This is a genomic window from Nitrospirota bacterium, from assembly GCA_040752355.1.
Taxonomy (GTDB): domain Bacteria; phylum Nitrospirota; class Thermodesulfovibrionia; order Thermodesulfovibrionales; family Dissulfurispiraceae; genus JBFMCP01.
Genome location: JBFMHE010000005.1, coordinates 42222 through 67890 on the forward strand (window position 1 = coordinate 42222; position 25669 = coordinate 67890).

Genomic DNA, 25669 nt, shown 5'->3' on the forward strand with positions numbered 1-25669 from the left:
TCACTGCGGAGTGTTCCCTCTATTATATAATTTTTGCTGAAAGGAGTGGCCCTACGCGCCGCGGCGCATCAGCTCTCCGAATTCCCCGGCAGGCAGCGGGGCGCTGAAGAGGTGTCCCTGCATCTCGTCGCACCGGCTCGCCCTGAGGAACGAGAGCTGCTCCTCGGTCTCGACCCCTTCGGCCACGACCCTCATCTGCATGCTGTGCGCCAGGGAGGTTACGGCGGTGATGATCGCCCGGTCGTCGGGATCGGTGGCGATGTCGTGGATAAAGGAGCGGTCGATCTTGAGCCGCTGGACAGGGAGGCGCTTCAGGTGGATCACCGACGAGCAGCCGGTGCCGAAGTCGTCGATCGAGATGCGCAGCCCCTTCCGGGCCAGCTCGTTCAGGCGGGTGCTCGCTCTCTCGATGTTGCTCATGACGACACGCTCGGCGACCTCGATATCGAGGCACTCCGGGGTGAGCCCCGTCTCTTCCAATATGCCCGTTATGAGGGTGCCCAGTTCCGGGTGGTGGAGCTGACGCCCCGAGAGGTTCACGGTGATAAAGAGGCCGGACCATCCCTCCTCCTGCCATCCGCGCACCTGGGCGCATGCGGTCCTCAGCACCCACTCGTCGATGGCCGAGACGAGCCCGGTCTCCTCGGCGACCGGCAGGAAGCGCACGGGACCGAGGAGCCCCTCCTCGGGATGCTGCCATCGCACCAGCGCTTCGGCGCAGACGACCGTGCGGGAGGCGATATCGATCTGGGGCTGGTAATGCACGGTCAGTTCGCCCCGCTCGAGGGTCCGGCGCAGGTCGCTCTCTATCCGCACCCTCTCGACAGTCCGGCTGTTCAATTCGTCGCTGAAGAACTGGTAGGCGTTCCTGCCCCTCTCCTTGGCATGATACAGGGCGATATCCGCGTAGCGGAAGAGCGGCTCTATCTCTTCGGCATCGTCGGGATAGACGCTGATGCCGATGCTGGTGGTGATGGAGAGCTCGTGCCCGTTAACCGTATAGGGCTTCCGGAAAGCGTCCACGACCTTGCGGGCGATAAGGGCAATGTCCTCGGTATGGACGATATCGGCAAGGAGGATATTGAACTCGTCGCCGCCGATGCGCGCCACGGTGTCCGACTCCCTGACGCTCTCCCTGAGCCGTTCGGCGACCTCTTTGAGCAGTCTGTCGCCTGCCTCATGCCCCAGGGTGTCGTTGACCTCTTTGAAGCGGTCGAGGTCGAGGAAGAGGATCGCCAGCTTTTTAGCATGGCGGCGGGCCTGGGCTGTCTCGATGGTGACGATGTCGAGGAAGAGACGCCTGTTCGGCAGGCCGGTGAGCGCGTCGTGGTGCGCCATGTGCCTGATCTCCTCCTCCATAAGCATGCGGTCGGTGATATCGGTGTTCGTACCGAACCACCGCAGGATACGGTCCTGCTCGTCGCGGATCGGGATGGCCCGTGAGAGGAACCAGCGGTAGCGCCCGTCCTTCCCGCGGAGCGGAAAGGTGTCTTCCCACACCTCCCCGGTCCGGAAGCAGCGGCCGATCTTCTCGACGACGCGCTGCACGTGGTCGGGGTGATGCACCTTCCGCCAGCCCCATCCCTGCATCTCTTCGAGCGTGGTCCCCGTATAGTCGAACCAGCGTTTGTTATACCAGAAGATCCATCCCGATGCATCCGCCATCCAGGCGAGCTGGGCGATGTTGTCGGCCAGGGTCTGGAAGCGCTCCTTGCTCTCCCGGAGCGCCTCCTCGGCGCGCTTCCTTTCGGTGATATCGGTGGATACCCCTGCCATGCCGTAGATAGTCCCCGCTGCGTCGCGCAAAGGGAATTTCATGGAGATATAGGTGCGGCGCTCGCCTCCGGAGATGATGCTCTCCTCGTATTCGGCCGGCGCGCCCCGTTCGATCACCTCCCGGTCGTTGGCGCGGATCTCTTCCGCAATATCCCCGGGGAGAATGTCGTAATCGGTCTTGCCGATCATCCATTCCCTAGGGATGCCGAAGAGTCGGGCATATTCCTTGTTGATGAATATGAGGCGGCCTTCGAGGTCCTTCGAGTAGATGACCGCCGGGCTGTTGTCGGCGATCTCGGTGAGGAGGGCGCGGCTTTCCTCCAGCTCGCGCGTCCTCTCTTCGAATCGTTCTTCCAGCTCGGCATACGCCCTATCGATCGCTCCCTTCGCCCTTTCCTCCGTACGCCCCAAGCGGCAGATGAGCCGCCGCTTTCTCCTGCTGTCCGGAGCTCTCTCCGCCGCTTTCTTCCGATGGCCTGGCTTCTCTCCCTTGTCCATGAAATATTCCTTTCAAAGTGCGGGTATGTTGCGGCAGGTTGCCGAGGAGGGGCCGCAGCGCACGGGCACGCTCATCCGGCGTGCTGCACTGACAGGCATCGCGTCTACTTAAAGTGTAGCGTTTATCGAGCAGGAGTGCATGCCCCGATATGGCGGCGGGTGAGTGTGTGCGTGTTTTTTTTTTTTTTGGAACAACGCCTTACACGCGAAACGTATGGCGGGCTCCGCGGGATGCGCTGAGGGAAAGGGAACTGCTCGAACTTCCTATCGCTCGAAGTGATACAGGAGGTCGGCGCCGCCCAGCCGGCCTCTCTGCCTGCTTATGCCGCGTCTTTTTCCTGCGGTTTCACGCCGCCTCCGTGCGCCGCCTCTTTCTGTCCGAGGACGGGCTCTGCCGGACCGGGGATCGACAGGACGGGTATCTCTTCGCCCGTGTAGCGGGGCAGCGCCTCCTGATCTGCCTTGGCCCTGCATTCCCGTATGAGCCGGAGCATTTCCTTTACATAGCGCTGCTTGTTGAAGCGTTCGACTATCATTGCATATCCACTACGGGAAAGCCGCTCCCGCAGCTCCTTGTCGGAGAGGAGCGCCTCCATTTTCCGCCGGAGCTCGGCGGCGTCTCCCGGACGGTAGAGGAGCCCGCTCACGCCGTTCTCTATATAATCCCTGGCGCCGACCACATCGGCGACGATGACCGCTTTGCCGAACGCCATGGCTTCGAGAAACGAGGCCTGGCCCGTCGAGCGCTGCGTATCGTACAGGGGGATGACCACGAGCTCGGCTTTCTTCAGCAGCGCAATATACTGGTGATAAGGGATATCGCACAGCAGCTCGACCGATGAGGGCGGCCTTGCTGCGGCGACGTCCTGTCGTGATGCGATGACGATGATGCGCCTGCCCATGCCTTCTGCTGCGGAAAAGAGCGTGGGCCAGTCGCGCAGGCTCCGTCCGGCAGCTACGATCGATCCGTCGCTGTCCGGGATCATCTCGGGACGATCGATATTGGTGGGCCAGGGAATAAACCTGAGCCTGCTCTCGGGCAGCCCCAGGGCCCCGGCATACGCGCGCGCTTCGGCAGAGGCGTTCACCACCACGGCATCGACATCGCGGAGCGCGAAGCGCATGATCCCTGCCGAGATTTTTTTCAGGAGCGAGGGCCTCTCGCTCTTCTCGAAAAAGAACTCCTTGGCAAGGTGGACCCTTCCCCGCCTGCCCAGGAGGCGGCCGAGCAGGCCGTACACCATCGCCGCCCGGTGGCCGACGGTGACGATGATCTTGAACTCACGGGCAAAAAGATACAGGAGCAGGCCTGCTATGAAGCCGTTGCTGCGCAGCCGTTTGACGGCATCGGGATACCCCCTCTCGCTCAGCACGGCCAGGAGCGGCACTGCATGCGCCCTGTATTCCTCATTCCTGAAGCTGTCCTGGTTCTGTAGAATCCTGAAATCGCTCTTCGGCGCTGCCTGCTTTCTCTCTCTCATGGCCTGCTTGAAAGCAAGTGACGTGCCATGCGGCGCAGGGCGCTTTCCCTCGAAAGATCAACAAACGATAAGGCGCCGCGATCCCGTTCTGTAAGGAGCTCCGACGGGACGTGTAAAGCCCTCTTACACCCTTCAAGGGGCGAGGCGCTCCGTATGATCTCTCTCGCTCGAAGTGCCTACCGTTCGAACTGCCTATCGCTCGAATTGATACAGGAGGTCGGCGCCGCTCTCGACTCCTGACTCGACCCGCAGCTGGAGCCGCCTGCTGAGGTCGTAGCGGAGCAGGAGCCTGCCCGCCGGCTCGAAGAGGCCTATGCCGTAGCTCACGTAGAGCCGCGGAGAGAGATAGGTGCCGAGCACGAGTGCCGCCTCTTCTATCGTGGTGCCCTTCTCGATGCGGATATCCTGGATGCCGAAGGTTCTGCCGATGCGGCGCGCCAGGAACTCGCCGCCGCTGAGGGAGAGGGACGTGGCTGCCCGGTAGAGCAGCTGCCCCTCCTCGCTCGTCGCGCTCTGGAGGGGCTGGCCCAGGATGAGGTAGGAGAGTATCTGGGTCTGCTCCATGGTCGGCGTGGAAAACAGCGTAAGGCGCGGGTTCCTGAGATTTCCCTGGACCCTGACGCCGGCGGTTACGTCGCCGGCTTTCCGCACGGCGCTCATATCGAGCACGGGGTTCGTGACCGGTCCGCCGGCAAAGAGAAGACGCCCGCGGTCGATCTGGAGCGACCGGCCGTACGCCGTGTAGCGGCCGTTGACGATGGACAGCTCTCCCTGGGCGGTGGTGAGCTGCCCCGGCTCGTCCACGACGAGGACGCTCCCCCTGACGTTTCCGTTCAGCCCGAACCCGCTGAAGGAGACGCGGTCTCCGAGCACGATCCTGATACGGGCATAGATCTTCCACTCCTCTTCATCCCTCTTCTTTTTCCTCTCTTCCCTTTCGGAGACAATAACGACATCCTCCGAGACCGGCACCGCCGCAGCTCCGCTGCGCGGCGTTATCGACGCCTCGGGAATGAGCAGCTCGCCCGATGCCTCGACGCAGCGTCCTTTGATAGTCACCGCGATATCGGGCGAAGCGAGAATGCGCGCATCCGGTTTGCGATAGGCGAGGAACTCTCTCCCCGTAACCCGAAGAGAAAGGGACGGCGCCTGCCCGGGCCCCAGCGACGCGGTGCCGCTTACCGTTATGCTGCCGGGCCCCGAGAGAGCCCGCCCCTCGATCCTGAGCGGACCGCCACCGCTGCCCGAGGCGCTGAGCTGTATTCCCACGAGCCTGATGCCGAGGTCCGGCACGGTCGCCGCTCCTTGCTCCAGCGCGAGGCGTCCCGCAACCTGCGGCTCGGCCGCAGTGCCGGAAAAGGCGAGGTCGGCCTTCAGGAGGCCGCTCGTATTCTGAAGCGTGGGGACGAGAGCGGCGATGAGCCCGAGCTCTCTCAGCTCCGCGTTTATCGTCCCCTCTATCGCCTGGGTATTCCAGGAAAAAGTGAAATACAGGCAGAGCCGGGAAGAAGCATTCGCGAGACACCATTCTCCTGTCCTCACCGCACCGGTCGCCGTATTGACCGCCAGCGGTCCGGGAGAGGCGAGCGTCCAGGTGCCGTAGTCTTCGGTGATGAGGCGCGCCTGGGTCAGGCTGCCCTGCCAGACCTTGTCGCGGTATCCGCCTTCAGCCCGCAACGGGAGGGTGACCCGGCCGGTCCTGATCTCTGCGGAGAGCGTATGCGATGACAGCCTGCCGGTCCCCTTCAGCGCTGCTGCCCTGACCGTCTGTCCCGCGATACGCAGGCCGGCGGCGCTGAGATCGATACGCGACGGCCTGATATCCTGCATATCGAGTCCGACTTCTGCATCCAGGGCTTCCGCGCTATGGTTCCGGAAGGCGAGATTTCTGCCCGACAGGGCGGCTGCTATGAAGGGAGCGGCCCGCGGCCCGTTCACCGACCCGCTGCCCTTGAGCGATCCCCTGGCTGCAGGCAGGAGCGCATCCAGTTTGGGCGAGACGAGCTCCCACGAGAGATTCCAGGTATCGGCGACCGCTCCCGAAGCGGTGATCACGGTCCCTCCCGAGGAGAGCCGCGCCTTCTGCAGCCAGTAAGCGCTGCCGCTCATCGAGAGGCGCAGCGCTGCGGCGAGGGGATACCCGCGCACCTTCCCCCGCGCCTCCTGGAGATCGATCGTCGTCAGCACGGCGCCCGAACGGTCCTTGCCCGAGAGGGAGGCGCGAAGACCGATCGATCCCTGCCAGTCCGGCCACAGGACGCCGGGGTTGATTCCCTTCCCCCGTAGCGATACGGTCCAGTCGAGCGCGGGTCTCCAGGCAATGCTCCCGCTGCCGCTCACGGTCCCTTCCAGTGTCCTGCCCTGGAAGGTCTTCACCGTCACGGAGCTCGTATCTCCATGGCCGGCAGCGGTCCCGTGCGCGGTCCAGCGTATTCCCTCTCCTCCGGCAGCCGCCGTCTTCCCTTCGAGACCGAAATCGATGGTGAACCGGTAGGCGTCAGGAGAACCTGCTACGGTGAAGCTCCCTTGCGGGCTGGCGAGCGCGGGGTCCTTTCCCCGCAGCGGCCAGGTGAGGCCGCTCCACGACCCGCGGGCCGAGACCGGGTCCCGCCCTTTTTCGGGACCTGCGGGGACATACGTGCCGCTCAGCGTTGCCCTCGCCGTGCTCTCCTGCAGCGCCAGGACGAGGCGATGGACCGTCAGCTCTTCCTCGCCGCGGGAAAGGGAGACCTCGCCTTTCAGGGTTCCATAGCCGGTATCGGCAGCGGTGAAGTCTCCTTCCATGTCGAAGGATGAGCCGTAGCCCTGTCCCTTGAAGGCGCCTTGCAGGAGCACGGCAGGCCACTCCCCGCGTATCGTCCGGGGCGAGAGCTTCTGTATGCGGAGATGCGCTCCCCAGCGCAGCGTTGTAAAGGGATCGGCTATCACGGCCGTGACAGTCGCTTCGAACGGTGCGCGCAGCTGCTGGCGCACTATAAACCGTTCGAGCGTGCCCTCGGCGGCCCCGCCTCCCTCCATCCGAGGATACCCTTCGGACGCCGCTGTCCATTCGGCAGTGAGGTCGAACGGATAGTTCCGCGCCGTGCGCACTGAACCCTTCAGGCGTGCAGAGAGAGAAGGCATCTCTATATCCAGTTTCCGGATGCGGAGCGTCTGCATGAGGCCGGAGTCCATATCGAGAGCGATGCGGTTGATGATCACCGGAGGCGCTGGAGCGCCTCGCACGAGCGTGATATCGCTGAGCAGCGCATTCCGTACGGTGACCGCGAGCGGGAGACGGATCTCGGGAAGCTGCGGGGGAGAGGGGGCTTTCCCCTCTTCGGCGCCGGCGGTCGTAACGGTAATCCCCCTGGCGTTGAGCTCCGTCACATAGACCTCTCCCGAAAGGAGGAAATACGGCATCCAGTCGAGGGAGAGTCTTTCGAGCGTTACGGTTGTCCCGCCGGCGCGGTAGCGTACGCCGTTGAGCGAGAGCGGGCCTATCAGGCGGCCGCGGGCCTCCTCTATCGATACCTCGCCCGGCAGGAAGGTGACGAGCCGCGGCAAGAGCAACTGCAGCCCCCTTTCGGTCGCGACGAGGAACCCTATGCCGCCGGCGATGGCAGCGAGCAGGATCACCCCGCTGGCAGAGAGCGCGAGAAGGGCGCGTTTCATAGGTCCGGCCCGATATTCAGGTGAATGCGCCACTGCCGCTCGTCCGGCTCGGGGTCGAGCGCCAGGGCGACGTCGACGCGCACCAGCCCGACCGGGGATTTCCACCGCACCCCGACCCCTGCGCCCTGCTTCAGGGGATCGGAGAGGTTGTTGAGCGCGTTGCCCACATCGTAAAAGGCCGCGGCGCTCCAGGAGGAGGTGAGGCGGCGCTCGTACTCGACGCTGCCTTCGATGAGATGCTTGCCGCCGATCACGTTGCCGTCGCGCTTGGGCCCGAGCGTGTTATACCCGTATCCCCGGACGCTCCTGTCGCCGCCGGCAAAGAAACGCTGCGAGGCGGGCAGGTCCCTGAACCGTTCGACCTGGCTGAAGCCGAAGCCGGCGCGGAGCAGTACCCTTCCCGACCGCCAGGGCGAGCGGATGAACGAGGTGGCGGCCCGGAACTGGATGAAGGAGGTGTCGGAGAGGAGCGCCGTATGCGCGCCTTTCAGCTCGAGGGTTATCCTGCTGCCGTGGGTCACGTAGATCGGGTCGTTCGCCTTGTACCGGGTCCATATCGTCCCGGGGATGATGAGGCGCGAGCTGCCCTCCTCATCGCCCACACTGAAACGCTCCTGCTGGAGGTTGGTATAGAAAGTAGCCTGCCACTCGCCGCGCTTGCGGGTGTAGCTCGCGCCGAGCGCATAGATCCGGCTCTCGCTCGTCTTCGTATCCTCCTCGGAGATGCCCGTCGAAAATTCGAGGCGGTCGGTGCGGGGGTTTTTCATGGGGATGAGATACCGGGCGGTAAGGCTCTGCCTGATCTCGGAGAGCCGCAGCTCGCTGGTGAAGCGGTGTCCCCTGCGGTTCACCCGCCGGTTCTCCCAGCCGAGAATGGCGCGGAACCCGGTATCGGTACCGTAGCCCGCGCCGACAGTATACCTCTGACGCTTTCTCGGGACGAGCTTTACGTCTACGGGAACGGTCAGGTCCTCGGCTTCGGCATACCGGGGCTCCACCTCGACGGAGCTGAAATAGTCGCTGTCGCCGAGCGCATTCTGGAGCTCGAGCAGGCCGGAGAGCCGGAAGGGGTCTCCCTCATCAAAGGGAACATACCGCGCGAGGAATTCCGGCCGGAGCGCTTCCTGTTCGAAGGTCACCTCGCCGAAGCGGTAGAGCGGACCGGTGTCGAGATGCAGGGTGACGGCAGCGGTATGCCGCTCCGGATAGACCTCGACCACGCTCGTCAGGAACTCGGCATCGAGATATCCCTGATCGGTCGCCGCCTCGAGCAGCTCCTGCTTCGCCCTTTCGTAGCGGGGATGGACCAGGCGGTCTCCTATGCTTATGGGGAGATCTCTCCTCACCCGCTCGATCCGGTCGTTACCCGAGCCTTCGCCGGTTATTACCAGATCGATATCTCCGATGAGGACCGGTCTCCCCGGCTCCACGACATAGCGTGCGGTCCAGAGCCTGCCGCTCCGCACCAGGTCGGAGCGTATCTCGGGCGTATAGTAGCCGAAGGGCTGGAGCGCCCGCCTGATCTCTTCCGGGGCCCGCTCGTGCAGCCGTTCGATCCTTTCCGCTGTAAGGGCCTGATCGCTCTTTTCCTGCTCGATCGCGAGGAAGGAGAGGATGTTGCCCAGCAGCGGGTCCTCGACGCCGATTACTTCTACCGAGAGAGTTGCCGGTGAGAGAGCTGCACGCGGGGGCGCAGCGGGCTCTGCTGCCGATGCGTCCGGAGCGATCCGGAGGAGCAGCGCCAGGAGGAGGACCGGAAGCCTGATGAGTGCTCTGGAAATGGTCATGGACGCCCTCGCGCACAACTGCACAGCAGCCCTGTTCCCGATGAGTTGCCCGAAGCCTGCGGAGCCGAAGCGTACAGAGAGCGGTGCGCTGCACCGCTCGAAAAAGAGAAAACAAAACAACACTCTCATATTATAGCCGATCACCGGCAAAGACCCAACTGCGCGTACTTTCGATCGAATGTCCCATCGCTGTATAGGGATAATCGCATTAGTCCTTCTGAGCGAGGAGAGGGGAGGAGGCGAGTCATTTGCGCTCATTCTCGACGGGCATCCGGCCCGTCTCCGAGGCGGGGCAGCCCGCTCCCGCCATCCTGGCTCCGCTTGGGCTGCCCGTGCCGCTCCAAATGCCCCGCCTCCTCCCCTCTCCGGATCCATGGGGGCGCGGGGGGCGCATAGCTTCCGGGAAGAGAAGCTGTTACACTTGTATAACATCCCCTTTTTCTGTATTGTAGGAGCTTCATGCATCTGCCCGAGTGGATCAGAACAAAAACGACGGGGCTCCACGCCACCAGGCATGTCCTCAGAAACCACCGGCTCACCACGGTCTGCGAGGAGGCGCGCTGCCCGAACAGGGGCGTCTGCTTCTCGAAGCCGACCGCCACCTTCATGATTCTCGGGGACCGCTGCACCAGGAGCTGCGCCTTCTGTTCGGTACAGGAAGGGAGCGCAGCGTCAGGAGGGCCGGCAGAGGTCGATGCGGACGAGCCCGGACGGGTTGCTGCTGCCGCAGCCGAGCTCGGCTTGCGCTATGTGGTAGTCACCTCCGTGACGCGCGATGACCTTTCCGACGGCGGCGCAGCGCAGTTTGCGGCGACGATCAGGGAGGTGAGGGGGCTGCTCCCCGATGCAAAGGTCGAGGTGCTCACGCCTGACTTCAAGGGAGACCGGGAGGCCCTTGCCGTCGTGCTCGCCGCGAGACCCGATGTATTCAACCACAATGTCGAGACCGTGCCGAGGCTGTATCCCACGGTGCGGCCCCAGGCCGAATATCGGCGGTCGCTCGAGGCGCTGCGGAGCGCAAAGGAGATCGCGCCGGACATCATGACCAAATCAGGGCTGATGGTCGGCCTCGGCGAGACCATGGATGAGGTGCTCGCGCTCTTCGGCGACCTGAGGGCAGCGGGCTGCGATATCCTCACGGTGGGGCAGTATCTGAGGCCTGCAAAAAAGAATCTTCCTGTAGTAGAATACGTAAGGCCGGAGACCTTCGAGCTGCTCCGGCAGCGGGCGCTCGGCCTCGGCTTCGCATTCGTCGCCTCGGGTCCGCTGGTGCGGAGCTCGATGAATGCAGAAGAAATGTACGGTAGCCCATAGCCTTCAGCTCTCCGCTCACGGCAAAAGCAAACAGCTCACGGCTCAGAGGGTACATAGTTATTGCAGAGTGCTTTTTTAGTAACTTATTAGTCCTGGTGTTTATCTTTAGCTTTGCTGTGAGCTGTCAGCTATGAGCTGAGGGCTAGATCAGGAGGAGCTTCGGATGTTCGAGTTCAACAGGATCAAGCGGCTTCCGCCCTATGTGTTCGCCATCGTCAACACCCTCAAGATGGATTACCGCAGGAAGGGCGAGGACATCATCGACCTCGGGATGGGCAATCCCGACATGCCGACGCCGAGGCATATCGTCGACAAGCTCTGCGAAGCCTCCAATAACCCGAAAAACCACCGCTATTCGGCCTCGAAGGGCATCACGCAGCTCCGCTGCGCCATCTCGGAATGGTACAAGCGGCGGTTCGATGTCGATATCGACCCCGAATCGGAAGCGGTGGTGACCATAGGCTCCAAAGAGGGGCTTTCGCATCTCGCCCTCGCCACGATTCAGCCCGGCGATGTGGTGATGACGCCGACGCCCGCCTATCCCATCCATCCCTACAGCGTCATCATCGCCGGCGGGGAGATTATCACTGTGCCTATCGGACCGGGATACGACTTTTTCGAGGAGCTCGAAAAGACGCTCAAGAAGACCTGGCCGCGTCCCAAGATGCTGATCCTGAACTTCCCGCACAACCCGACGACGACCGTTGTCGAAGGACTCGATTTCTACACGAAGGTGGTGGACTTCGCCAGGGAGAACAACATCATCGTGATCCAGGATTTCGCTTATGCCGACCTGGTCTTCGATGACTACACCGCGCCGAGCATCCTCCAGGCGCCGGGTGCGAAGGAGGTGGCGGTCGAGTTTTTTTCGCTCACCAAGAGCTACTCCATGGCGGGCTGGCGGGTCGGGTTCTGCTGCGGCAGCAGAGAGGTAGTGGCTGCTCTCATAAAAATCAAGAGCTATCTCGATTACGGGATGTTCCAGCCCATACAGATCGCGAGCATCGTCGCGCTGCGGGGGCCGCAGGACTGCGTTGCGGACATCCGCACGGTCTACCAGTCGCGCAGGAACGCGCTCATCAAAGGGCTGAAGAGCGCCGGATGGCAGGTGGAACCGCCGAAAGCGACCATGTTCGTCTGGGCCGGGATCCCGGAGCCGTTCAGGAAGATGGGCTCCCTCGAATTCTGCAAATACCTGATCACCGAAGGCAAGGTGGCGGTATCTCCCGGCATCGGCTTCGGCGAGGGCGGCGATCACTATGTCCGCTTCGCTCTCGTCGAGAACGAGCATCGTATTCGTCAGGCGACGGCAGGAATAAAAAAAGCGCTCAATAAGGGGTAATCGCAGCGGTTATGAAAAAGGACAGCATATCGGTTGGCATCATCGGCTTCGGGACGGTCGGCTCAGGGACTGCACGGATACTGCTTGAGAACAGGAGCCTTCTGCGGGAACGGACCGGCTTCGACATCGTGCTCAAGCGCATCGCCGATCTCGATGTCACGAAGGACAGGGGATTCGCCGTGCCTGAAGGGGTGCTGACGACCGATGCCCGGTCGCTCCTCACCGATCCCGACATCGATATCGTCGTGGAGCTCATCGGCGGCATCCGGCCGGCAAAGGACCTCATCCTCGAAGCGCTGCGCAACAGGAAGCATGTGGTTACGGCGAACAAGGCGCTGCTCGCCACCGAGGGCAACGAGCTCTTTGCGGAAGCGGCGAAGGCGGGTGTCGAGATCGGCTTCGAAGCGTCGGTGGCGGGCGGCATCCCGATCATCAAGGTGCTGCGCGAGGGGCTCGTCGCCAATAATGTCGTCGCGGTCTACGGCATCATCAACGGGACCTGCAACTATATCCTTACGAAGATGACCGAGGAGAAGGTCGAGTTTTCAACGACCCTGCAGGAGGCCCAGCGGCTCGGCTATGCCGAGGCCGATCCGACCTTCGACATCGAGGGGATCGACTCCGCGCATAAGCTGACCATCCTCGCCTCGATCGCCTACGGCATCCCGCTTTCCTACGGGAGCGTCTATAAAGAGGGGATTACGAAGATAACCGCCCAGGATATCGAGTTCGCTTCCGAGCTCGGCTATAAGGTGAAGCTCCTCGCCATTACCAAGGCGTCGAACGGCGAGGTCGAGATGCGGGTGCACCCCACCATGGTGCCGAACGAGTACCTGATCTCGAAGGTCGACGGCGTCTTCAACGCGGTCTATGTCGAGGGCGACGCCGTCGGCTCGACGCTCTACTACGGCAGGGGCGCGGGCGATCTGCCGACCGGCAGTGCGGTGGTCGCGGATATCGTCGATATCGGAAGGAATATCCTCCGCGGCGGCGTAATGAGAGTCCCCGGCATATCCGGAGCTGGAGTCCAGGGTTCAGGGCCGAAGCGCATCAGGAAGATGGAGGATATCGAGAGCATGTACTACTTCCGCTTCTCCGCCCTGGACGAGCCCGGCGTCCTCTCGAAGATATCGGGCATCCTCGGGAACAACAATATCAGCATCGCCTCGGTGATCCAGAAAGGCAGGCGGGTCGGCAGAGCGGTCCCGCTGGTCGTCCTCTCCCACCGCGCCCGCGAGCGGGATGTCGTCAGCGCGCTCAGAGAGATCGACGCCCTGCCGGTGGTGACCGAAAAGACACTCTATATAAGGGTCGAGGGCAAAGAGGAATAGCGGCGGCTGTCAGCTGCTGGCCAACGATATGGAAGGGATGAAGATAGATAGGCGCATCGATATAAGGGGATTGGTCTGTCCGTATACCTTTGTCAAGGCCAAGCTCGCCATCGAGGAGATGAATGCAGGGGAGGTCCTCGAGATCCTCCTCGACTACGAGGAGGCGTCCCGGAGCATCCCCCAATCGATGGAGATCCACGGGCACACGGTGCTGGGAGTGAGCAAGGTAAACGATACCAGCTGGGTGGTAGTGATACGAAAAGAGAGGGACTAGGGGAATGAGCGCTTTCGATTTCAGTGACGATCAGCTGCAGCGGTACAGCCGCCATATCATCCTTCCCGAGGTGGGCGGCAAGGGGCAGAAGAAGCTCCTCGGGGCAAAGGTCTTCATCGTCGGCGCCGGGGGGCTCGGCTGCCCGGTGGGGTATTATCTCGCTGCTGCCGGGGTGGGCACCATCGCGATGATCGACAACGATACCGTCGAGCTGAGCAACCTCCAGCGGCAGATCGCCCATAGCACGAAGACGGTGGGCGCCTTCAAGGTGGATTCCGCCAAGGCGACCTTCGAGACCCTCAATCCCGATGTCACGGTGGTGGGCATCAAGGAGCGCATCTCGAGAGACAACATCATGGACCTGATCAGGGACTGCGATGTCGTGGTGGACGGGAGCGACAACTTCCCGACGCGCTACCTGGTGAACGACGCCTGCGTGCTCTCCCGGAAGCCGCTCGTGAGCGGCGCGATCCTGCGGTTCGAGGGACAGGTGACCACGATCATGCCCGGCAAGGGCCACTGCTACCGCTGCCTCTTCGAGGATATGCCGCCTGCGGGGCTCGTGCCCTCGTGCCAGGAGGCCGGCGTCATCGGCGCCATCACCGGCGTGGTCGGCTCGCTCCAGGCGATCGAGGTGATCAAGGTGCTCCTCGGCAAGGGCGAGGCGCTGACGAACGCCCTCCTGATCTACGATGCCCTGAAGGCGACCTTCCGGCGCGTCAGGGTCCCCAAGAACCCCGACTGCCGCGTCTGCGGCGAGCACCCGACCATCACCGAGCTCCAGGACTACGAGGGCGGGTATTGCAGGCTTTAGTCCGTGCACGCAAGGCACATCTACTGCGATCGGCTGCAGGGTTCCCGTGCTTCGTTGTCAGGGGAGCATAGTCCTCGACGTAGCGCTGCTACGCCTCCGGGCTCTTCTCCCCCTCCGCCTCGCACAGAAAGCCCTTCGCTCGATCTCGTGACGATGCGCCTTGCGTGCACGGACTAGTCTCATCCTATGAGGACAGGCTGCGCTCTTACGTCTATTATTCAGGCTATTATGGATCGGTTGATAATTCCCCGGCATATTTTCGACGGCATGGTCGCCCACTGCAGGGCGGGGCTGCCGGATGAGGCGTGCGGCATTCTCGCGGGTACGGGAAGTGAAGTCGCCGTACTCTATACGATGACCAATGCCGACCCCTCGCCGGTGAGCTACCTGATGGAGCCGGGGGAGCAGCTCACCGCATTCCGGGATATGCGGGAAAAGGGTATGCAGATGCTCGCCGTTTTCCATTCCCACCCTCAATCGCCGGCCTACCCCTCGGCAAAAGACCAGAGCCTCGCCTTCTACGAGGACTCCCTCTATGTCATCGTGGGCCTGGCTGAAGGAGAGCCGGTGGTGAAGGCCTTTTCCCTGCGCGGCGGCGAGGTGGCCGAGACCCCCCTGGTCGTCAGGTAGGAGCAGGACGGTTTCCGTTGTATTCACTCGCCTTTCCGTCCCGGTGCGCCGGCAGTTCCCCTCTCCGTCTTGCCTCCTGTGTAATGCTTTGATTTTATTCCGGTCTTGAAGTAAAATAAAGTTTCATTTTCTTGCAGGCGCTCAGGGGAGATTTTCAGAAACGAGGGTGAGGAGGAGGCCTTATGGGGTATGTACGCGGTCTTAAATGCAGGGAGTGCGGCAGGGAGTACCCGGTCGATCCCATATATGTGTGCGAGTTCTGCTTCGGTCCTTTGGAGGTCAGCTACGACTATGCGGCGATAAAGAGGGTGTTGACGAGAGAGGCTATCGAGGAGCGGGAAACGAATCTCTGGCGCTATAAAGAGCTGCTTCCCATAGACGGAGAGCCCCGGGCAGGCCTGAAGTCGGGATTCACTCCCCTGGTCAAGGCCGATAATCTCGGACGCGAGCTCGGCGTCAAGGAGCTCTACATAAAAGACGATACCGTCGTCCATCCGACGTTGTCCTTTAAAGACAGGGTCGTGGCAGTGGCGCTGACCAAGGCAAAGGAGTTCGGGTTCGATACGGTCGCCTGCGCCTCGACGGGCAATCTCGCGCACTCGGTCTCTGCCCACGGCGCGAAGGCGGGGTTCAAGCGTTTTGTCTTCATCCCCGCCACGCTCGAGCCGAGCAAGATCGTGGCGTCGCTCGTCTACGAGCCGAACCTCGTCGCGGTCGACGGCAACTACGATGAGGTGAACAGGCTCTGCAGCGAGATCGCGAACAAGTACCGCTGGGCCTTCGTCAACATCAACATACGGCCCTTTTACGCAGAAGGTTCGAAGACGCAGGGCTTCGAGATCGTGGAGCAGCTGGGCTGGAGGGTCCCTGATACGGTCGTCGTGCCGTGCGCCAGCGGCTCGCTGCTGACGAAGATATGGAAATCTTTCAAGGAGCTCAAGGAGGTGGGGATCGTAGGGGAAGTGGGGACGAAGGTCTTTGCCGCCCAGGCGACAGGCTGCTCGCCGATCACGACCGCCATAAAGCAGGGCGCCGATGTCGTCAAACCGGTAAAGCCCGATACCGTGGCAAAGTCCCTCGCCATCGGCAATCCCGCCGACGGTTTTTATGCGAGCCAGATCGTGAAGGAGACGGGCGGGGGCGGCGAGGATGTTTCGGACCGCGAGATCATCGAGGCGATAAAGCTGCTCGCGCGCACCGAGGGTATCTTTGCCGAGACCGCGGGCGGGGTTACCGTCGCCGCGGCGCGGAAGCTGATCGAGCAGGGAAAGATCGACAGGAACGGAACGACGGTCATCTGCGTCACCGGCAACGGGCTGAAGACGCAGGAGGCCCTTACCGGCCATACGGCGGCGGTCCATCACATAAAACCGAATTTAGGCGCCTTCGAAGAGGTGCTGGAAAAGATAAGTAAGAAGTAAGAGGAAGGGGGAGCTTAGGGGAGTTCTTTTATTCTGGCTCCTGTTTTTACTTCCTACTTTTCACTTCTTACTTCTCACTTGAATAAGAGGAGGTGAGCATATGGCGGTAAAGGTGAGGATTCCTACCCCTCTCCAGAAGCTGACGCAGGGCAAGGAGGAGGTCGAGGGCAGGGTCGGCTCGGTTATCGAGCTGATCAACGACCTCGAGACGAAGTATCCCGGTATTGCCGAGAGGATATCCGAAGGCGGCAAGGTCAGGCGCTTCGTGAATATCTACGTGAACGAAGAGGATATACGCTTTCTGCAGGCTGAGCAGACCCCGGTGAAGGATGGAGACGAGGTCTCGATAGTCCCTGCGATAGCGGGCGGGAGCAGTGTGTAGAGCATCGGACGTGGAGCGGTATCGCGTGCGCATCGCCGTCCGCGCCAACGCTCGACGATATACCATGAGAGAGGGGGCAGCATGAAGAGGCGAGTTAAATTGACATTCCCGCAGCAGCTTATCAGAGAGCCGGTGATCTTCACCATGGCCAAGAAGTACGACGTGCTCCCTAACATCAGGAGGGCGCGGGTAACGGATACCATGGGAGAGATGATCCTCGAGCTCGAGGGCTCCGAAGAGAATCTCGACAAGGGGGTGCAGTCCCTCAAGGACCAGGGTATCGAAGTGGAGCTCATCGAAGGAGATGTTGTCGAGTAGATCGCAGCCGCTCTCCGGAAGGGAGCGTACTGCAATCGCGGCGGCTGCCAGGGCCGACGCCGAACGGAAGCGGTTCAGCGGGCAGAGAGGATAGCCTATGAAATACATCGTACTGATCGGTGACGGGATGGCGGACCGGCCCCTGCAGGAGCTGGGCGGTCTGACCCCCCTCCAGAAGGCGGCGACGCCCCACATGGACCGGCTCGCCCGCGAGGGCGTCTTCGGCAGTGTGCATACCGTGCCGCGCGGCTTGCCGCCCGGCTCGGATGTGGCGAACCTCAGCATCCTCGGCTACGATCCCCGGCGGTATTACACCGGGAGAGCGCCGCTCGAGGCAGCGAGCATCGGCGTCGCACTCGACGATACCGATGTCGCCTATCGCTGCAACCTCGTGACCCTCGCATTCACGGGGAATGACGCCGATACCGCGATGGAGGACTACAGCAGCGGCCACATAACGACCGAAGAGGCGCGGGTGCTGATCGAGGCGCTCAAGGCCGAGCTCGAGAGCGAGACTATCCGCTTCTATCCCGGCGTCAGCTACCGGCATCTCATGGTCTGGAAGAACGGCAGCGCCGATGTGGAGTGCACGCCGCCCCACGATATCCTCGGCAAGACTATCTCGGCGTATCTCCCCAAAGGAGCGGGCGACGGAGTGCTGCGGGATCTCATGCAGCGGTCGGTGTGCATCCTCGAGAGCCATCCGCTCTGCAAGGAGCGTGTTGCCAGGGGAAAGAGGCCGGCGAACAGCATCTGGCTCTGGGGGCAGGGACGGCGGCCGCAGCTGCCCACCTACAAAGAGAAATACAAGGTTACCGGCGCCCTCGTCTCGGCGGTGGACCTCACGAAAGGGCTCGGCATCTACGCAGGCTTCAGGGTGCTGAATGTGCCGGGCGCGACAGGATGGCTCGACACCAACTACGCGGGCAAGGTGGCCTACACGCTGGAGGCGCTGAACGAGGTGGATTTCGTCTACCTGCATGTGGAAGCCCCCGACGAGGCGGGCCACTCCGGCGACGTGACAAATAAATTGACCGCCATAGAGGATTTCGATGCAAAGGTGGTCGGCCCGGTGATGCAAGGGCTGGCGGAGCGGTTCGGGGAGTACCGGGTGCTGCTGATGCCCGATCACCCGACGCCGATCGCGATCAGGACCCACTCGGCCGATCCGGTGCCCTTCGTTATCTATGACAGCAGGAGCATAAGGAACAACGAGGGCGTCGGCTATGACGAAACGATTACGGAACGGCGCGATGCCGTCGTGATAGAGGAAGGACATACGTTGATGGATCATTTTATCAGGGAGGGGCAGCGGTAATGCTTATCGTCCAGAAATACGGCGGCACATCGGTAGCGAACATAGAGAGGATCAAGGCGGTGGCCGAGCGCGTGGTGCGCACGGTGAAGCAGGGCAACAGGGTCGTGGTGGTCGTATCGGCCATGTCCGGCGAAACGGACAAGCTGATCAACCTCGCCCAGCAGATATCGCCCGCCCCGAACGAACGGGAGATGGACCTGCTCCTCTCCTCCGGAGAGCGCGTCACCAGCGCCCTCACCGCGATCGCGGTCGAGGCCCTGGGCTGCAAGGCGGTGGCCCTTACCGGCCGCCAGATGGGTATCGTCACCGATACGGTGCATACCAAGGCGAAGATAGAGAAGATAACCGGCGACCGCGCGAAGAGGGCGCTCGACGACGAGTGCGTGGTGGTGGTGGCCGGCTTCCAGGGCATCACCGAAAGCGAAGACGTGACAACCCTCGGCCGCGGGGGATCTGACCTCTCCGCCGTTGCCGTGGCTGCGGCGCTGAATGCCGATCTGTGCGAGATATATACCGATGTGGACGGGGTGTATACGACCGACCCCAATATCGTCCCTGAAGCGAGAAAACTCGAGAAGATATCCTTCGAGGAGATGCTCGAGCTCGCGAGCCTCGGCGCCAAGGTGCTCCAGACGCGGTCGGTCGAGTTTGCGATGAAATACGGGGTGCCCGTGGTGGTGCGTTCGAGCTTCAACGATAACCCGGGGACGCTGGTTACCAAGGAGGATAAAGAGATGGAGAAGGTTGTTGTATCGGGTGTCGCTTATGACAAGAACCAGACGAAGATCACCGTTATGGGCGTGCCTGACAAGCCCGGTGTCGCTGCGCAGCTCTTCAAAACGATAGCGGACGCGAGCATCGTCGTCGATATGATCGTCCAGAATGTGAGCAGCGATGGAAAGGCTGCCGATATATCGTTCACCGTGCCCAAGACCGACAGCAAGAAGGCGCTGAAGCTGACCGAAGCGGTGGCGAAGGAGCTCGGCGCCAAGGGGGTCAACCTCGGCGAGGAGATCGCCAAGATATCCATCGTCGGCGTCGGCATGAGGACCCACTCGGGCGTTGCGGCCCAGATGTTCGAAACACTGGCGAAGCACGGTATCAACGTGATGATGATCAGCACCTCGGAGATCAAGGTCTCCTGCATCATCGCCCTGAAATATACCGAGCTCGCCGTACGGGTGCTCCACGACGCCTTCGGGCTCGCGGCTGGGCAGGGCGAGGGTAAAAGCGTTGTCAATGCGTAGAATAGAGATTTACGACACCACGCTCAGGGACGGCGCCCAGGCCGAAGATGTCTCGCTCTCGGTCGAGGACAAGCTGCGCATCACCGAGCGGCTCGACGAGTTCGGCATCCACTATGTGGAGGGAGGATTCCCCGGCTCGAACCCCAAGGACGCGGAATACTTCAAGAAGGCGAAGAGGCTGAAGCTCGGGACCGCCCGGGTCGTCGCCTTCGGCAGCACCCACCGTCCGAAGCACAAGGCCAAGGATGACCATAACCTGAAGGCGCTGGTCGATGCGGAGACGCCGGTCATCACCATCTTCGGCAAGACCTGGGACTTCCATGTGAAAGAGGCGCTCAAGGCGACGCTGCCGGAGAACCTCGCTATCATTCATGATTCCGTCGCATTCCTCAAGAAGTATGCCGAAAAGGTCTTCTTCGATGCGGAGCACTTCTTCGACGGCTACAAGGACAACCCCGAGTACGCGGTGAAGTGCCTCCTCGCCGCCCGGGACGCCGGAGCCGACTGCCTCGTCCTCTGCGATACCAACGGCGGCACACTCCCCGACGAGCTCAGGAAGATCGTGCAGCAGGTGAACAAGCAGGTGAAGAGCCCCCTCGGCATTCATGCCCACAACGACTCGGAGTGCGCGGTGGCGAATTCACTCGTCGCTGTCGAGCTCGGGGCAGTGCAGGTGCAGGGCACGATCAACGGCATCGGCGAGCGGTGCGGCAACGCCAATCTCTGCTCGATCATCCCGAGCCTCCAGCTGAAGATGGGGCTCAAGGCGCTGAGCGGCGATAACCTGAAAAAGCTGCGCGATGTGTCGCGCTTCGTCAACGAGATCTCGAATATCCGCCACTTCAAACGCCAGCCCTTTGTCGGCGACAGCGCGTTTGCCCACAAGGGCGGCATGCATGTGAGCGCTATCCGGAAAAGACCCGAGACCTACGAGCATGTCAGACCTGAATCTGTCGGCAATTCGCAGCGCGTGCTGATCTCCGATATGGCGGGAAAGAGCAATGTCCTCAGAAAGGCCGAAGAGTTCGGCATCCATCTCAAACCCGATTCACCCGAGGTGCAGGTAATCCTCGACAGCATGAAAGACCTCGAGCACCAGGGCTTCCAGTTCGAGGGCGCCGAAGCCTCCTTCGAGCTCCTCATCAAAAAGGCGCTCGGCCTCCATAGGAGATTCTTCGACCTCATCGGCTTCAGGGTCATCGACGAGAAGAGGAGAGAGAGCGAGACTCCCATAAGCGAAGCGACGATCATGGTCAGGGTCGGCAAGCATGTCGAGCACACCGCCGCCACCGGCAACGGCCCGGTGAACGCCCTCGACCACGCGCTGAGAAAGGCGCTCGAGAAGTTCTATCCCGAGCTGAAGAAGGTCAAGCTCTACGACTACAAGGTCCGCGTCCTCGCCGCCGGCAAGGGAACCGCAGCCCGCGTCCGCGTCCTCATCGAATCGGGCGATGACGTGCACAAGTGGGGCACCGTCGGCGTCTCCGAAAACATCATCGAGGCCTCCTGGCAGGCCCTGGTAGACAGCATCGACTACAAGCTGCTGAAGGAGAAAGAGTAAAGAGGGGCGGTTCCCGTTATCGCGAAGAAAATAGAACTTCCCTGCTTATTTATGCAGTTATGCAGCGGCAACCTTTCTCCGTCGATCTGCCGATCAACGGCTTAGCTTGGCGGCGACAAGGCGGTTCAGGCTCACTCCGGTTTCAGCCGACCGGATAGCGAGGGCCCTATGTGTTTCAGGGGTAACGCGCACTACAAATCTCCCGCTGTAGCGGCGGTTTGCAATCGGCTCCGGTATCGCCTCTCCGGTCTTCTTCATGTCGTTTATCACCGCTGCAACAATCTTGCGGATACCTTTCAGCGCGCCCTCGGGTGTTTTTGCCAGCCAGCTTAACCCGGGGAATTCGGAGCACAGTCCGACATACTCGTTGTCTTCCGGAGACCACGTCACCCTATACGTGTAATGGTCATTCTTCAACGTCACAATTCACCTCCAAGAGCTCAATGGCTCTGAGAACCTGTCTTACCTGATATGCCTTTGCCTTCCCTCTGTCGTTTTGAATATTAATCCTCGGATCTCCCGGCCACGGTGTTTTATATACCCTATGGCTGCTCCCTTTATGGCGGGCTGCTCCGAAGTAATGGTCGCAAACGAGGCACAGATCAGCAAATCGAATGTTCCGGGCATTGTTTCGCATGTGAAGGACTATCTCTGCAATCCGGTCCATGGATAAGTATAGTATCAATAGTGGTACTGTTGTCAACTGAGGCGTTACACTATTTCTTAGCCTGGTGAAAGAGGTGGACCCTGGAATTCGGACAGTCGTATAAAGTGTAAAATACGATGAGAACGAGGGATGCCAGTTTACCAGCTTTGCTTTTACTCAGACGCTGAGGGATGCTGAAGTGAAGATATCTATGGACGGCAGAGGGCGTTGGATGGATGATGTCATGATTGAACGGCTCTGGCGATCTCTGAAGTATGACGGTGTTTATTTGCAGGCGTTTGAGACGGGCAGCGAGGCAAGAAAAGGTATAGGCAAGTGGTTCAGACGCTACAACGAAGAGCGTCCCCATTCTTCTCTGGACGACAAAACGCCCCATGAGGCATACTGGAATCTGCCCAAGGCAGGTTGTCCGGGGAAACTGGCGGCATGATGGCTGGTGGTTTCCACCTTACTTCAGCCGCCAAACTGTCCAACCAATAGGAGCCACCTCTGGTGAACGTCGCCTCGCACGACTACTATCGGACCGCAGAGCCGGGCAGGCTGGCGTGCGCATTGCGTCAGCGCCCCGGCAGGTTTCCTCCGCTGCGTTCCCCTTCCGTCTTCTCGCCTTTCCGCTTGCCTTTCGGGCTGTAATGCTCGAGCAGGGCATTGATCTCCGAGCCGATGAGGATCACCAACCCCGCGATGTAGAGCCACAGCATGAGAATGATCACCGCGCCGATACTGCCGTAGGTAGCGCTGTAATCGGCGAAGTTGCGGGTGTACACGGCAAACACGAGCGATGCGATAATCAACAGGGTCACGCCGAGCACGCTGCCCGGGGTGATAAAGACGAACTTCTGCTCTACGTTCGGACCGTAGCGATAGATTATAGCGAAGCCGAGCAGCAGCGCGACCACGATCACGATCCAGCGGAACATGGCGAAAAACGTGAGCAGCGCATCGGAAAACCCGAACCGGGAGCCGATCCATTCCTGGATGACTCCTCCGAGTACCACGAGAGAGAACGCGCCGATCACCAGCAGGGCGAAGAGCAGGCTCAGCATGAGCGCTGTCGCACGGGCGCGTATGAAGCTGCGTCCCTCTTTCACATCATAGGTGATGTTGAGCTGCTGCATGATCGCGTACATTCCCGAGGACGCCGCCCAGAGCGTCGCCAGAATGCCGAACGACAGCAGCCCGCCGCGCCGTTCACTGGTGACCTCGTTCACCACCCCCGAGACCATACCGAAGGCCTCCTGAGGCAGCGCCTGTCCCAGCAGGTCCATGATCGCTTTATCCACATTGCGGATCGGCAGATAAGGAATGAGGGTGAGCAGCAGAATCATCGCCGGGAAGAGCGCCAGGGTCAGGTAGAAGCCTAGCGCCGCAGCGCCGTTGAAGACATTGTCGTCACTGATCTCCTGTTTGAGCTGGAGCAGAAACTGTTGTGGGGAAACGCCATGAATCATCGCGGACTCCTCGGATGAGGGCGGACAGCGTGTGGAGCGGTAAGGCCCCGATTGGTATCGGTTAAGAGTGTAATCCCCGGTAACTGCCACTAACTTCTATTGATATAATTATAGCACCCGCTATCCCGGTGTAAACCCTGAGAGCGTGTCACAAAAGTCCCCCTACTGCGGTCGGCTGCAGGTTTCCCGTGCTGCGTTTTCGGGAAAAACAGTCCTCGACGTATCTGCAGATACGCCTCCGGGCTCTTTTCCTTGCGGCGCGCTTACAATATCTTTTTGATCTTGGCAAAGGCTTCTTCGATTATATGCGGCTCCGGGAGGAAGGTGGTGCGGAAGTAGACGCCGTCCTCCTGTCTGCCGAAGCCCGAGCCGGGGACAAAGACGACTCCCTCTTTGAGCGCCGCCTGCACGAACTTGATATCTTTTTTCCACTTCGGCGACTCGATCTTTATGAAGGCGTAGAACGCGCCGTTCGGGATCGGGAACGAGAGCGGCAGCTTTTTGGTCATCTTTACGAAGGTGTCCCGTCTCTCGACAAGCTTTTTCTTCATGTCGTCGAGGTAGTCCGGGTAGGAGCGGTCGGTTATGGCCGCGGCAGCAGCCTTCTGGTACTCCCAGTTCACCGAGAGTCGCTGGTTGCAGAGGAGGAAGAAGGCGTTCTTGACCTCTTCCCAGCGCTCCCCGTGAAACGCGACCCATCCTATGCGCGCGCCGGGATAGCTGAAGTTCTTGGAGAGCGAGCTCCCGTAAATAAACGGCACCTTTCCCTTCGCTATCTTCCTGAAGTCCAGTGGCTTGCCCTCGTAGATGAGCTGGTCGTAGGAGCCGTCGTAGAATATGGGGACATCGTGCTCGGCGCAGAGCGCAACGACCTCTTCGAGATTCTTTTTCGTGTAGACGCAGCCGAGGGGATTGTTCGGGTTGATGATCACCATCGCCTTGGCGCCCTCGATCTTTCTCGAGAGGTGCTCCAGGTCTATCTGACCCTCGGGATCATGCCGGTAGAAGACGCTGTCGCCTTCGAACTGCTTGGCCTTGCTGATGTAGAGAGGATAGGTCGGGTTGGGAAGGAGCACCTTCTCGCCGAAGCCTATGAAGGAATGGAAGAAGAAGTCGATGCCTTCGGTGAGCCCGGCGACAACGAAGACATCGTCGGGATCGCACTTCTCGATCTTCGCCACCGTCTTCCTGAGCTGCTCGTCGCCTGCGGACGGCGCATAGCCCCTGCAGTTTTCGTCGAGGGCGCTCTTTACCCGCGCGGCGATGCCGGTGAAGGGCTCGAAGCCGTACTGGGGGGGATCACCGATGTTGAGATAGATCATCTTTTTCCCCTTCGCCTCTTCGCGCTTCGCTTCCATGACTATATCCCTGATCGGGTAACTCACCACGTTCATTCTTTCTGTCGGCCGATACGGCAGCTGTCGTCTCAAATGGAGCATGTCATCTTCCTCTCAGTCTTAAAAGCTTCACTCCCTGTCCGCACGGGCAGAGACCGGAACCGGCGGAACCGCTGAAAAGCCGGTATTACGCACATCGGAAAGGATAACACTGAAAAAAGGAAATAAACAAGAGAGGGAAGCGGCGCCCAGGGGTAAAGCGGCTGGTGAGTATAACGAATCACCGTATGATGATGGCTCCGCCGGCTTCCGGCTCCTGCGAGGTGCATGTCGCTTGTTGGCGAATCCGTGCTAAGATATAGGAACATGCCTTTCAAAATCAAGTTGTTAGGAGAATGCGCAGGACACGGCAGTGGCCGGTCTCCCTGGCGGCCGGAAGATCGCGGCAGGAGATCGGGCAGCCGTGCGCACTGCCTGCAACAGCCGCAACTCGGCTTCTGAAAGGGAATATTTACTGCCTTATTGCATATATAGTACGATAGAGTGATATGGAAGAAATCGGCATCGTAAAAGAGATCAGCGGCCCCAAGGCGTTCGTTACCGTACAGAAGCAGAGCTCCTGCGAATCCTGCCCCGGCGGATCGGTATGCAAGGCGGTCGGCGGGAGCGAGGCGGCGGTGGAGGCGGTCAACGAGGCCGGCGCGCGGGTCGGTGACAGGGTGCGGGTCACCTTCAAACCGTATACCTACCTGAAGGGGACCGCGCTGATCTACGGGATTCCCTCCCTGATGCTCATCGTCGGCGCGGTCATCGGCAAAGAGTATCTGAGCGGGTTCTTTCCCTCCATCGACCCTGATCTCATGTCGGCCATCGGCGGGTTCGGCCTCTTTGCAATCACTTTTCTGCTCCTCAAGCTCTGGTCCGTGCGCTATGAGGGTAAAAAGGAGTACATGCCGGTAATCGTAGAAATACTAAGTCCGAAGCACTAAGTCCTAAGAGAATCCGGTCGTCCGCTATAGGTTAGGATTTGGTGCTTGGGATTTGGGAAATTAAATTGAAGGGGGTA

General features: G+C 61.0%; 20 protein-coding genes and 1 pseudogene. 14 read left to right on the forward strand and 7 right to left on the reverse strand.

The genetic code is table 11. The features are described 5' to 3' along the window. Positions 1-51 precede the first annotated feature (51 nt). The 4 genes from AB1805_04985 to AB1805_05000 form a co-directional block, all read right to left on the reverse strand. Complete coding sequence (locus tag AB1805_04985) at positions 52-2274, reverse strand: EAL domain-containing protein (protein MEW5744781.1); 2223 nt, start codon at positions 2272-2274, stop codon at positions 52-54. 320 nt (positions 2275-2594) lie between these two features. Further along, on the reverse strand, positions 2595-3755 hold the full coding sequence (locus tag AB1805_04990) for a glycosyltransferase family 4 protein (protein ID MEW5744782.1): 1161 nt from the start codon (positions 3753-3755) through the stop codon (positions 2595-2597). 192 nt (positions 3756-3947) lie between these two features. Then, positions 3948-7409, reverse strand: a complete 3462-nt coding sequence (locus tag AB1805_04995) for a translocation/assembly module TamB domain-containing protein (GenBank protein MEW5744783.1) — start codon at positions 7407-7409, stop codon at positions 3948-3950. Further along, positions 7406-9196, reverse strand: a complete 1791-nt coding sequence (locus AB1805_05000; protein MEW5744784.1) for an autotransporter assembly complex family protein — start codon at positions 9194-9196, stop codon at positions 7406-7408. The genes AB1805_04995 and AB1805_05000 overlap by 4 nt, the downstream gene beginning before the upstream one ends. A gap of 459 nt (positions 9197-9655) precedes the next feature. Here AB1805_05000 and lipA point away from each other — a divergent pair, with 459 nt between their 5' ends. The 12 genes from lipA (at position 9656) to cimA (ending at position 21148) form a co-directional block, all read left to right on the forward strand. Further along, positions 9656-10510 (forward strand): lipoyl synthase, encoded by an 855-nt coding sequence (gene lipA / locus AB1805_05005; GenBank protein ID MEW5744785.1) that lies wholly within the window; start codon positions 9656-9658, stop codon positions 10508-10510. Positions 10511-10673: 163 nt separating this feature from the next. Then, positions 10674-11852 (forward strand): aminotransferase class I/II-fold pyridoxal phosphate-dependent enzyme, encoded by a 1179-nt coding sequence (locus tag AB1805_05010; GenBank protein ID MEW5744786.1) that lies wholly within the window; start codon positions 10674-10676, stop codon positions 11850-11852. 11 nt (positions 11853-11863) lie between these two features. Continuing rightward, entirely contained in the window at positions 11864-13183 is a 1320-nt protein-coding gene (locus AB1805_05015) for a homoserine dehydrogenase (GenBank protein ID MEW5744787.1), read from the forward strand. A 37-nt stretch (positions 13184-13220) separates the two neighbouring features. Further along, positions 13221-13457, forward strand: a complete 237-nt coding sequence (locus tag AB1805_05020) for a sulfurtransferase TusA family protein (GenBank protein MEW5744788.1) — start codon at positions 13221-13223, stop codon at positions 13455-13457. A gap of 4 nt (positions 13458-13461) precedes the next feature. Further along, positions 13462-14271 carry a molybdopterin-synthase adenylyltransferase MoeB gene (gene moeB, locus AB1805_05025; GenBank protein ID MEW5744789.1) on the forward strand — a complete coding sequence of 270 codons (810 nt, stop codon included), beginning with the start codon at positions 13462-13464 and terminating at the stop codon, positions 14269-14271. Between the two features lie 228 nt (positions 14272-14499). Beyond that, positions 14500-14901, forward strand: a complete 402-nt coding sequence (locus AB1805_05030) for a M67 family metallopeptidase (protein MEW5744790.1) — start codon at positions 14500-14502, stop codon at positions 14899-14901. A gap of 182 nt (positions 14902-15083) precedes the next feature. Further along, complete coding sequence (gene thrC / locus AB1805_05035; protein ID MEW5744791.1) at positions 15084-16322, forward strand: threonine synthase; 1239 nt, start codon at positions 15084-15086, stop codon at positions 16320-16322. Between the two features lie 100 nt (positions 16323-16422). Beyond that, complete coding sequence (locus AB1805_05040) at positions 16423-16704, forward strand: MoaD/ThiS family protein (GenBank protein ID MEW5744792.1); 282 nt, start codon at positions 16423-16425, stop codon at positions 16702-16704. An 81-nt stretch (positions 16705-16785) separates the two neighbouring features. Then, a complete protein-coding gene (locus AB1805_05045) occupies positions 16786-17022 on the forward strand; it encodes an NIL domain-containing protein (GenBank protein MEW5744793.1) in 237 nt (78 codons plus the stop codon). 97 nt (positions 17023-17119) lie between these two features. Next, positions 17120-18340 carry a cofactor-independent phosphoglycerate mutase gene (locus AB1805_05050; protein MEW5744794.1) on the forward strand — a complete coding sequence of 407 codons (1221 nt, stop codon included), beginning with the start codon at positions 17120-17122 and terminating at the stop codon, positions 18338-18340. Next, positions 18340-19587 (forward strand): aspartate kinase, encoded by a 1248-nt coding sequence (locus AB1805_05055; GenBank protein MEW5744795.1) that lies wholly within the window; start codon positions 18340-18342, stop codon positions 19585-19587. Before AB1805_05050 ends, AB1805_05055 begins: the two co-directional genes overlap by 1 nt. After that, positions 19580-21148, forward strand: coding sequence for a citramalate synthase (gene cimA, locus AB1805_05060; GenBank protein ID MEW5744796.1), 1569 nt, complete (start codon positions 19580-19582; stop codon positions 21146-21148). The genes AB1805_05055 and cimA overlap by 8 nt, the downstream gene beginning before the upstream one ends. Positions 21149-21241: 93 nt before the next feature. Here the strand turns inward: cimA and AB1805_05065 are convergent, their stop codons facing one another. After that, entirely contained in the window at positions 21242-21565 is a 324-nt protein-coding gene (locus tag AB1805_05065) for a toxin-antitoxin system HicB family antitoxin (GenBank protein ID MEW5744797.1), read from the reverse strand. Between the two features lie 362 nt (positions 21566-21927). Here AB1805_05065 and AB1805_05070 point away from each other — a divergent pair. Continuing rightward, positions 21928-22245: pseudogene (locus AB1805_05070) on the forward strand (integrase core domain-containing protein). 127 nt (positions 22246-22372) lie between these two features. On the opposite strand, the gene AB1805_05075 reads toward AB1805_05070, so the two are convergent. Together AB1805_05075 and AB1805_05080 are read right to left on the reverse strand one after the other, a co-directional pair. Beyond that, a complete protein-coding gene (locus AB1805_05075; protein ID MEW5744798.1) occupies positions 22373-23266 on the reverse strand; it encodes a YihY/virulence factor BrkB family protein in 894 nt (297 codons plus the stop codon). Positions 23267-23529: 263 nt separating this feature from the next. Further along, the gene (locus AB1805_05080; GenBank protein MEW5744799.1) at positions 23530-24660 is read right to left on the reverse strand and encodes an aminotransferase class I/II-fold pyridoxal phosphate-dependent enzyme; all 1131 of its coding nucleotides are present in this window, start codon (positions 24658-24660) and stop codon (positions 23530-23532) included. A 491-nt stretch (positions 24661-25151) separates the two neighbouring features. Between AB1805_05080 and AB1805_05085 the strand changes: the two genes are divergently transcribed. Beyond that, positions 25152-25592: a SoxR reducing system RseC family protein gene (locus AB1805_05085; protein MEW5744800.1), complete on the forward strand. Its 441-nt coding sequence runs from the start codon at positions 25152-25154 to the stop codon at positions 25590-25592. The last annotated feature ends 77 nt before the right edge of the window (positions 25593-25669 follow it).

Coding starts and splice junctions, on each gene's coding strand:
- cimA (MEW5744796.1), top strand. CDS start 19,580: ATGCGTAGAATAGAGATTTACGACACCACGCTCAGGGACGGCGCCCAG.
- lipA (MEW5744785.1), top strand. CDS start 9,656: ATGCATCTGCCCGAGTGGATCAGAACAAAAACGACGGGGCTCCACGCC.
- AB1805_05040 (MEW5744792.1), top strand. CDS start 16,423: ATGGCGGTAAAGGTGAGGATTCCTACCCCTCTCCAGAAGCTGACGCAG.
- AB1805_05015 (MEW5744787.1), top strand. CDS start 11,864: ATGAAAAAGGACAGCATATCGGTTGGCATCATCGGCTTCGGGACGGTC.
- AB1805_05080 (MEW5744799.1), bottom strand. CDS start 24,660: ATGAACGTGGTGAGTTACCCGATCAGGGATATAGTCATGGAAGCGAAG.
- AB1805_05050 (MEW5744794.1), top strand. CDS start 17,120: ATGAAATACATCGTACTGATCGGTGACGGGATGGCGGACCGGCCCCTG.
- AB1805_05000 (MEW5744784.1), bottom strand. CDS start 9,196: ATGACCATTTCCAGAGCACTCATCAGGCTTCCGGTCCTCCTCCTGGCG.
- AB1805_04995 (MEW5744783.1), bottom strand. CDS start 7,409: ATGAAACGCGCCCTTCTCGCGCTCTCTGCCAGCGGGGTGATCCTGCTC.
- AB1805_05075 (MEW5744798.1), bottom strand. CDS start 23,266: ATGATTCATGGCGTTTCCCCACAACAGTTTCTGCTCCAGCTCAAACAG.
- AB1805_05010 (MEW5744786.1), top strand. CDS start 10,674: ATGTTCGAGTTCAACAGGATCAAGCGGCTTCCGCCCTATGTGTTCGCC.
- AB1805_05045 (MEW5744793.1), top strand. CDS start 16,786: ATGAAGAGGCGAGTTAAATTGACATTCCCGCAGCAGCTTATCAGAGAG.
- AB1805_05085 (MEW5744800.1), top strand. CDS start 25,152: ATGGAAGAAATCGGCATCGTAAAAGAGATCAGCGGCCCCAAGGCGTTC.
- AB1805_05020 (MEW5744788.1), top strand. CDS start 13,221: ATGAAGATAGATAGGCGCATCGATATAAGGGGATTGGTCTGTCCGTAT.
- AB1805_04990 (MEW5744782.1), bottom strand. CDS start 3,755: ATGAGAGAGAGAAAGCAGGCAGCGCCGAAGAGCGATTTCAGGATTCTA.
- AB1805_05030 (MEW5744790.1), top strand. CDS start 14,500: ATGGATCGGTTGATAATTCCCCGGCATATTTTCGACGGCATGGTCGCC.
- moeB (MEW5744789.1), top strand. CDS start 13,462: ATGAGCGCTTTCGATTTCAGTGACGATCAGCTGCAGCGGTACAGCCGC.
- thrC (MEW5744791.1), top strand. CDS start 15,084: ATGGGGTATGTACGCGGTCTTAAATGCAGGGAGTGCGGCAGGGAGTAC.
- AB1805_05055 (MEW5744795.1), top strand. CDS start 18,340: ATGCTTATCGTCCAGAAATACGGCGGCACATCGGTAGCGAACATAGAG.
- AB1805_04985 (MEW5744781.1), bottom strand. CDS start 2,274: ATGGACAAGGGAGAGAAGCCAGGCCATCGGAAGAAAGCGGCGGAGAGA.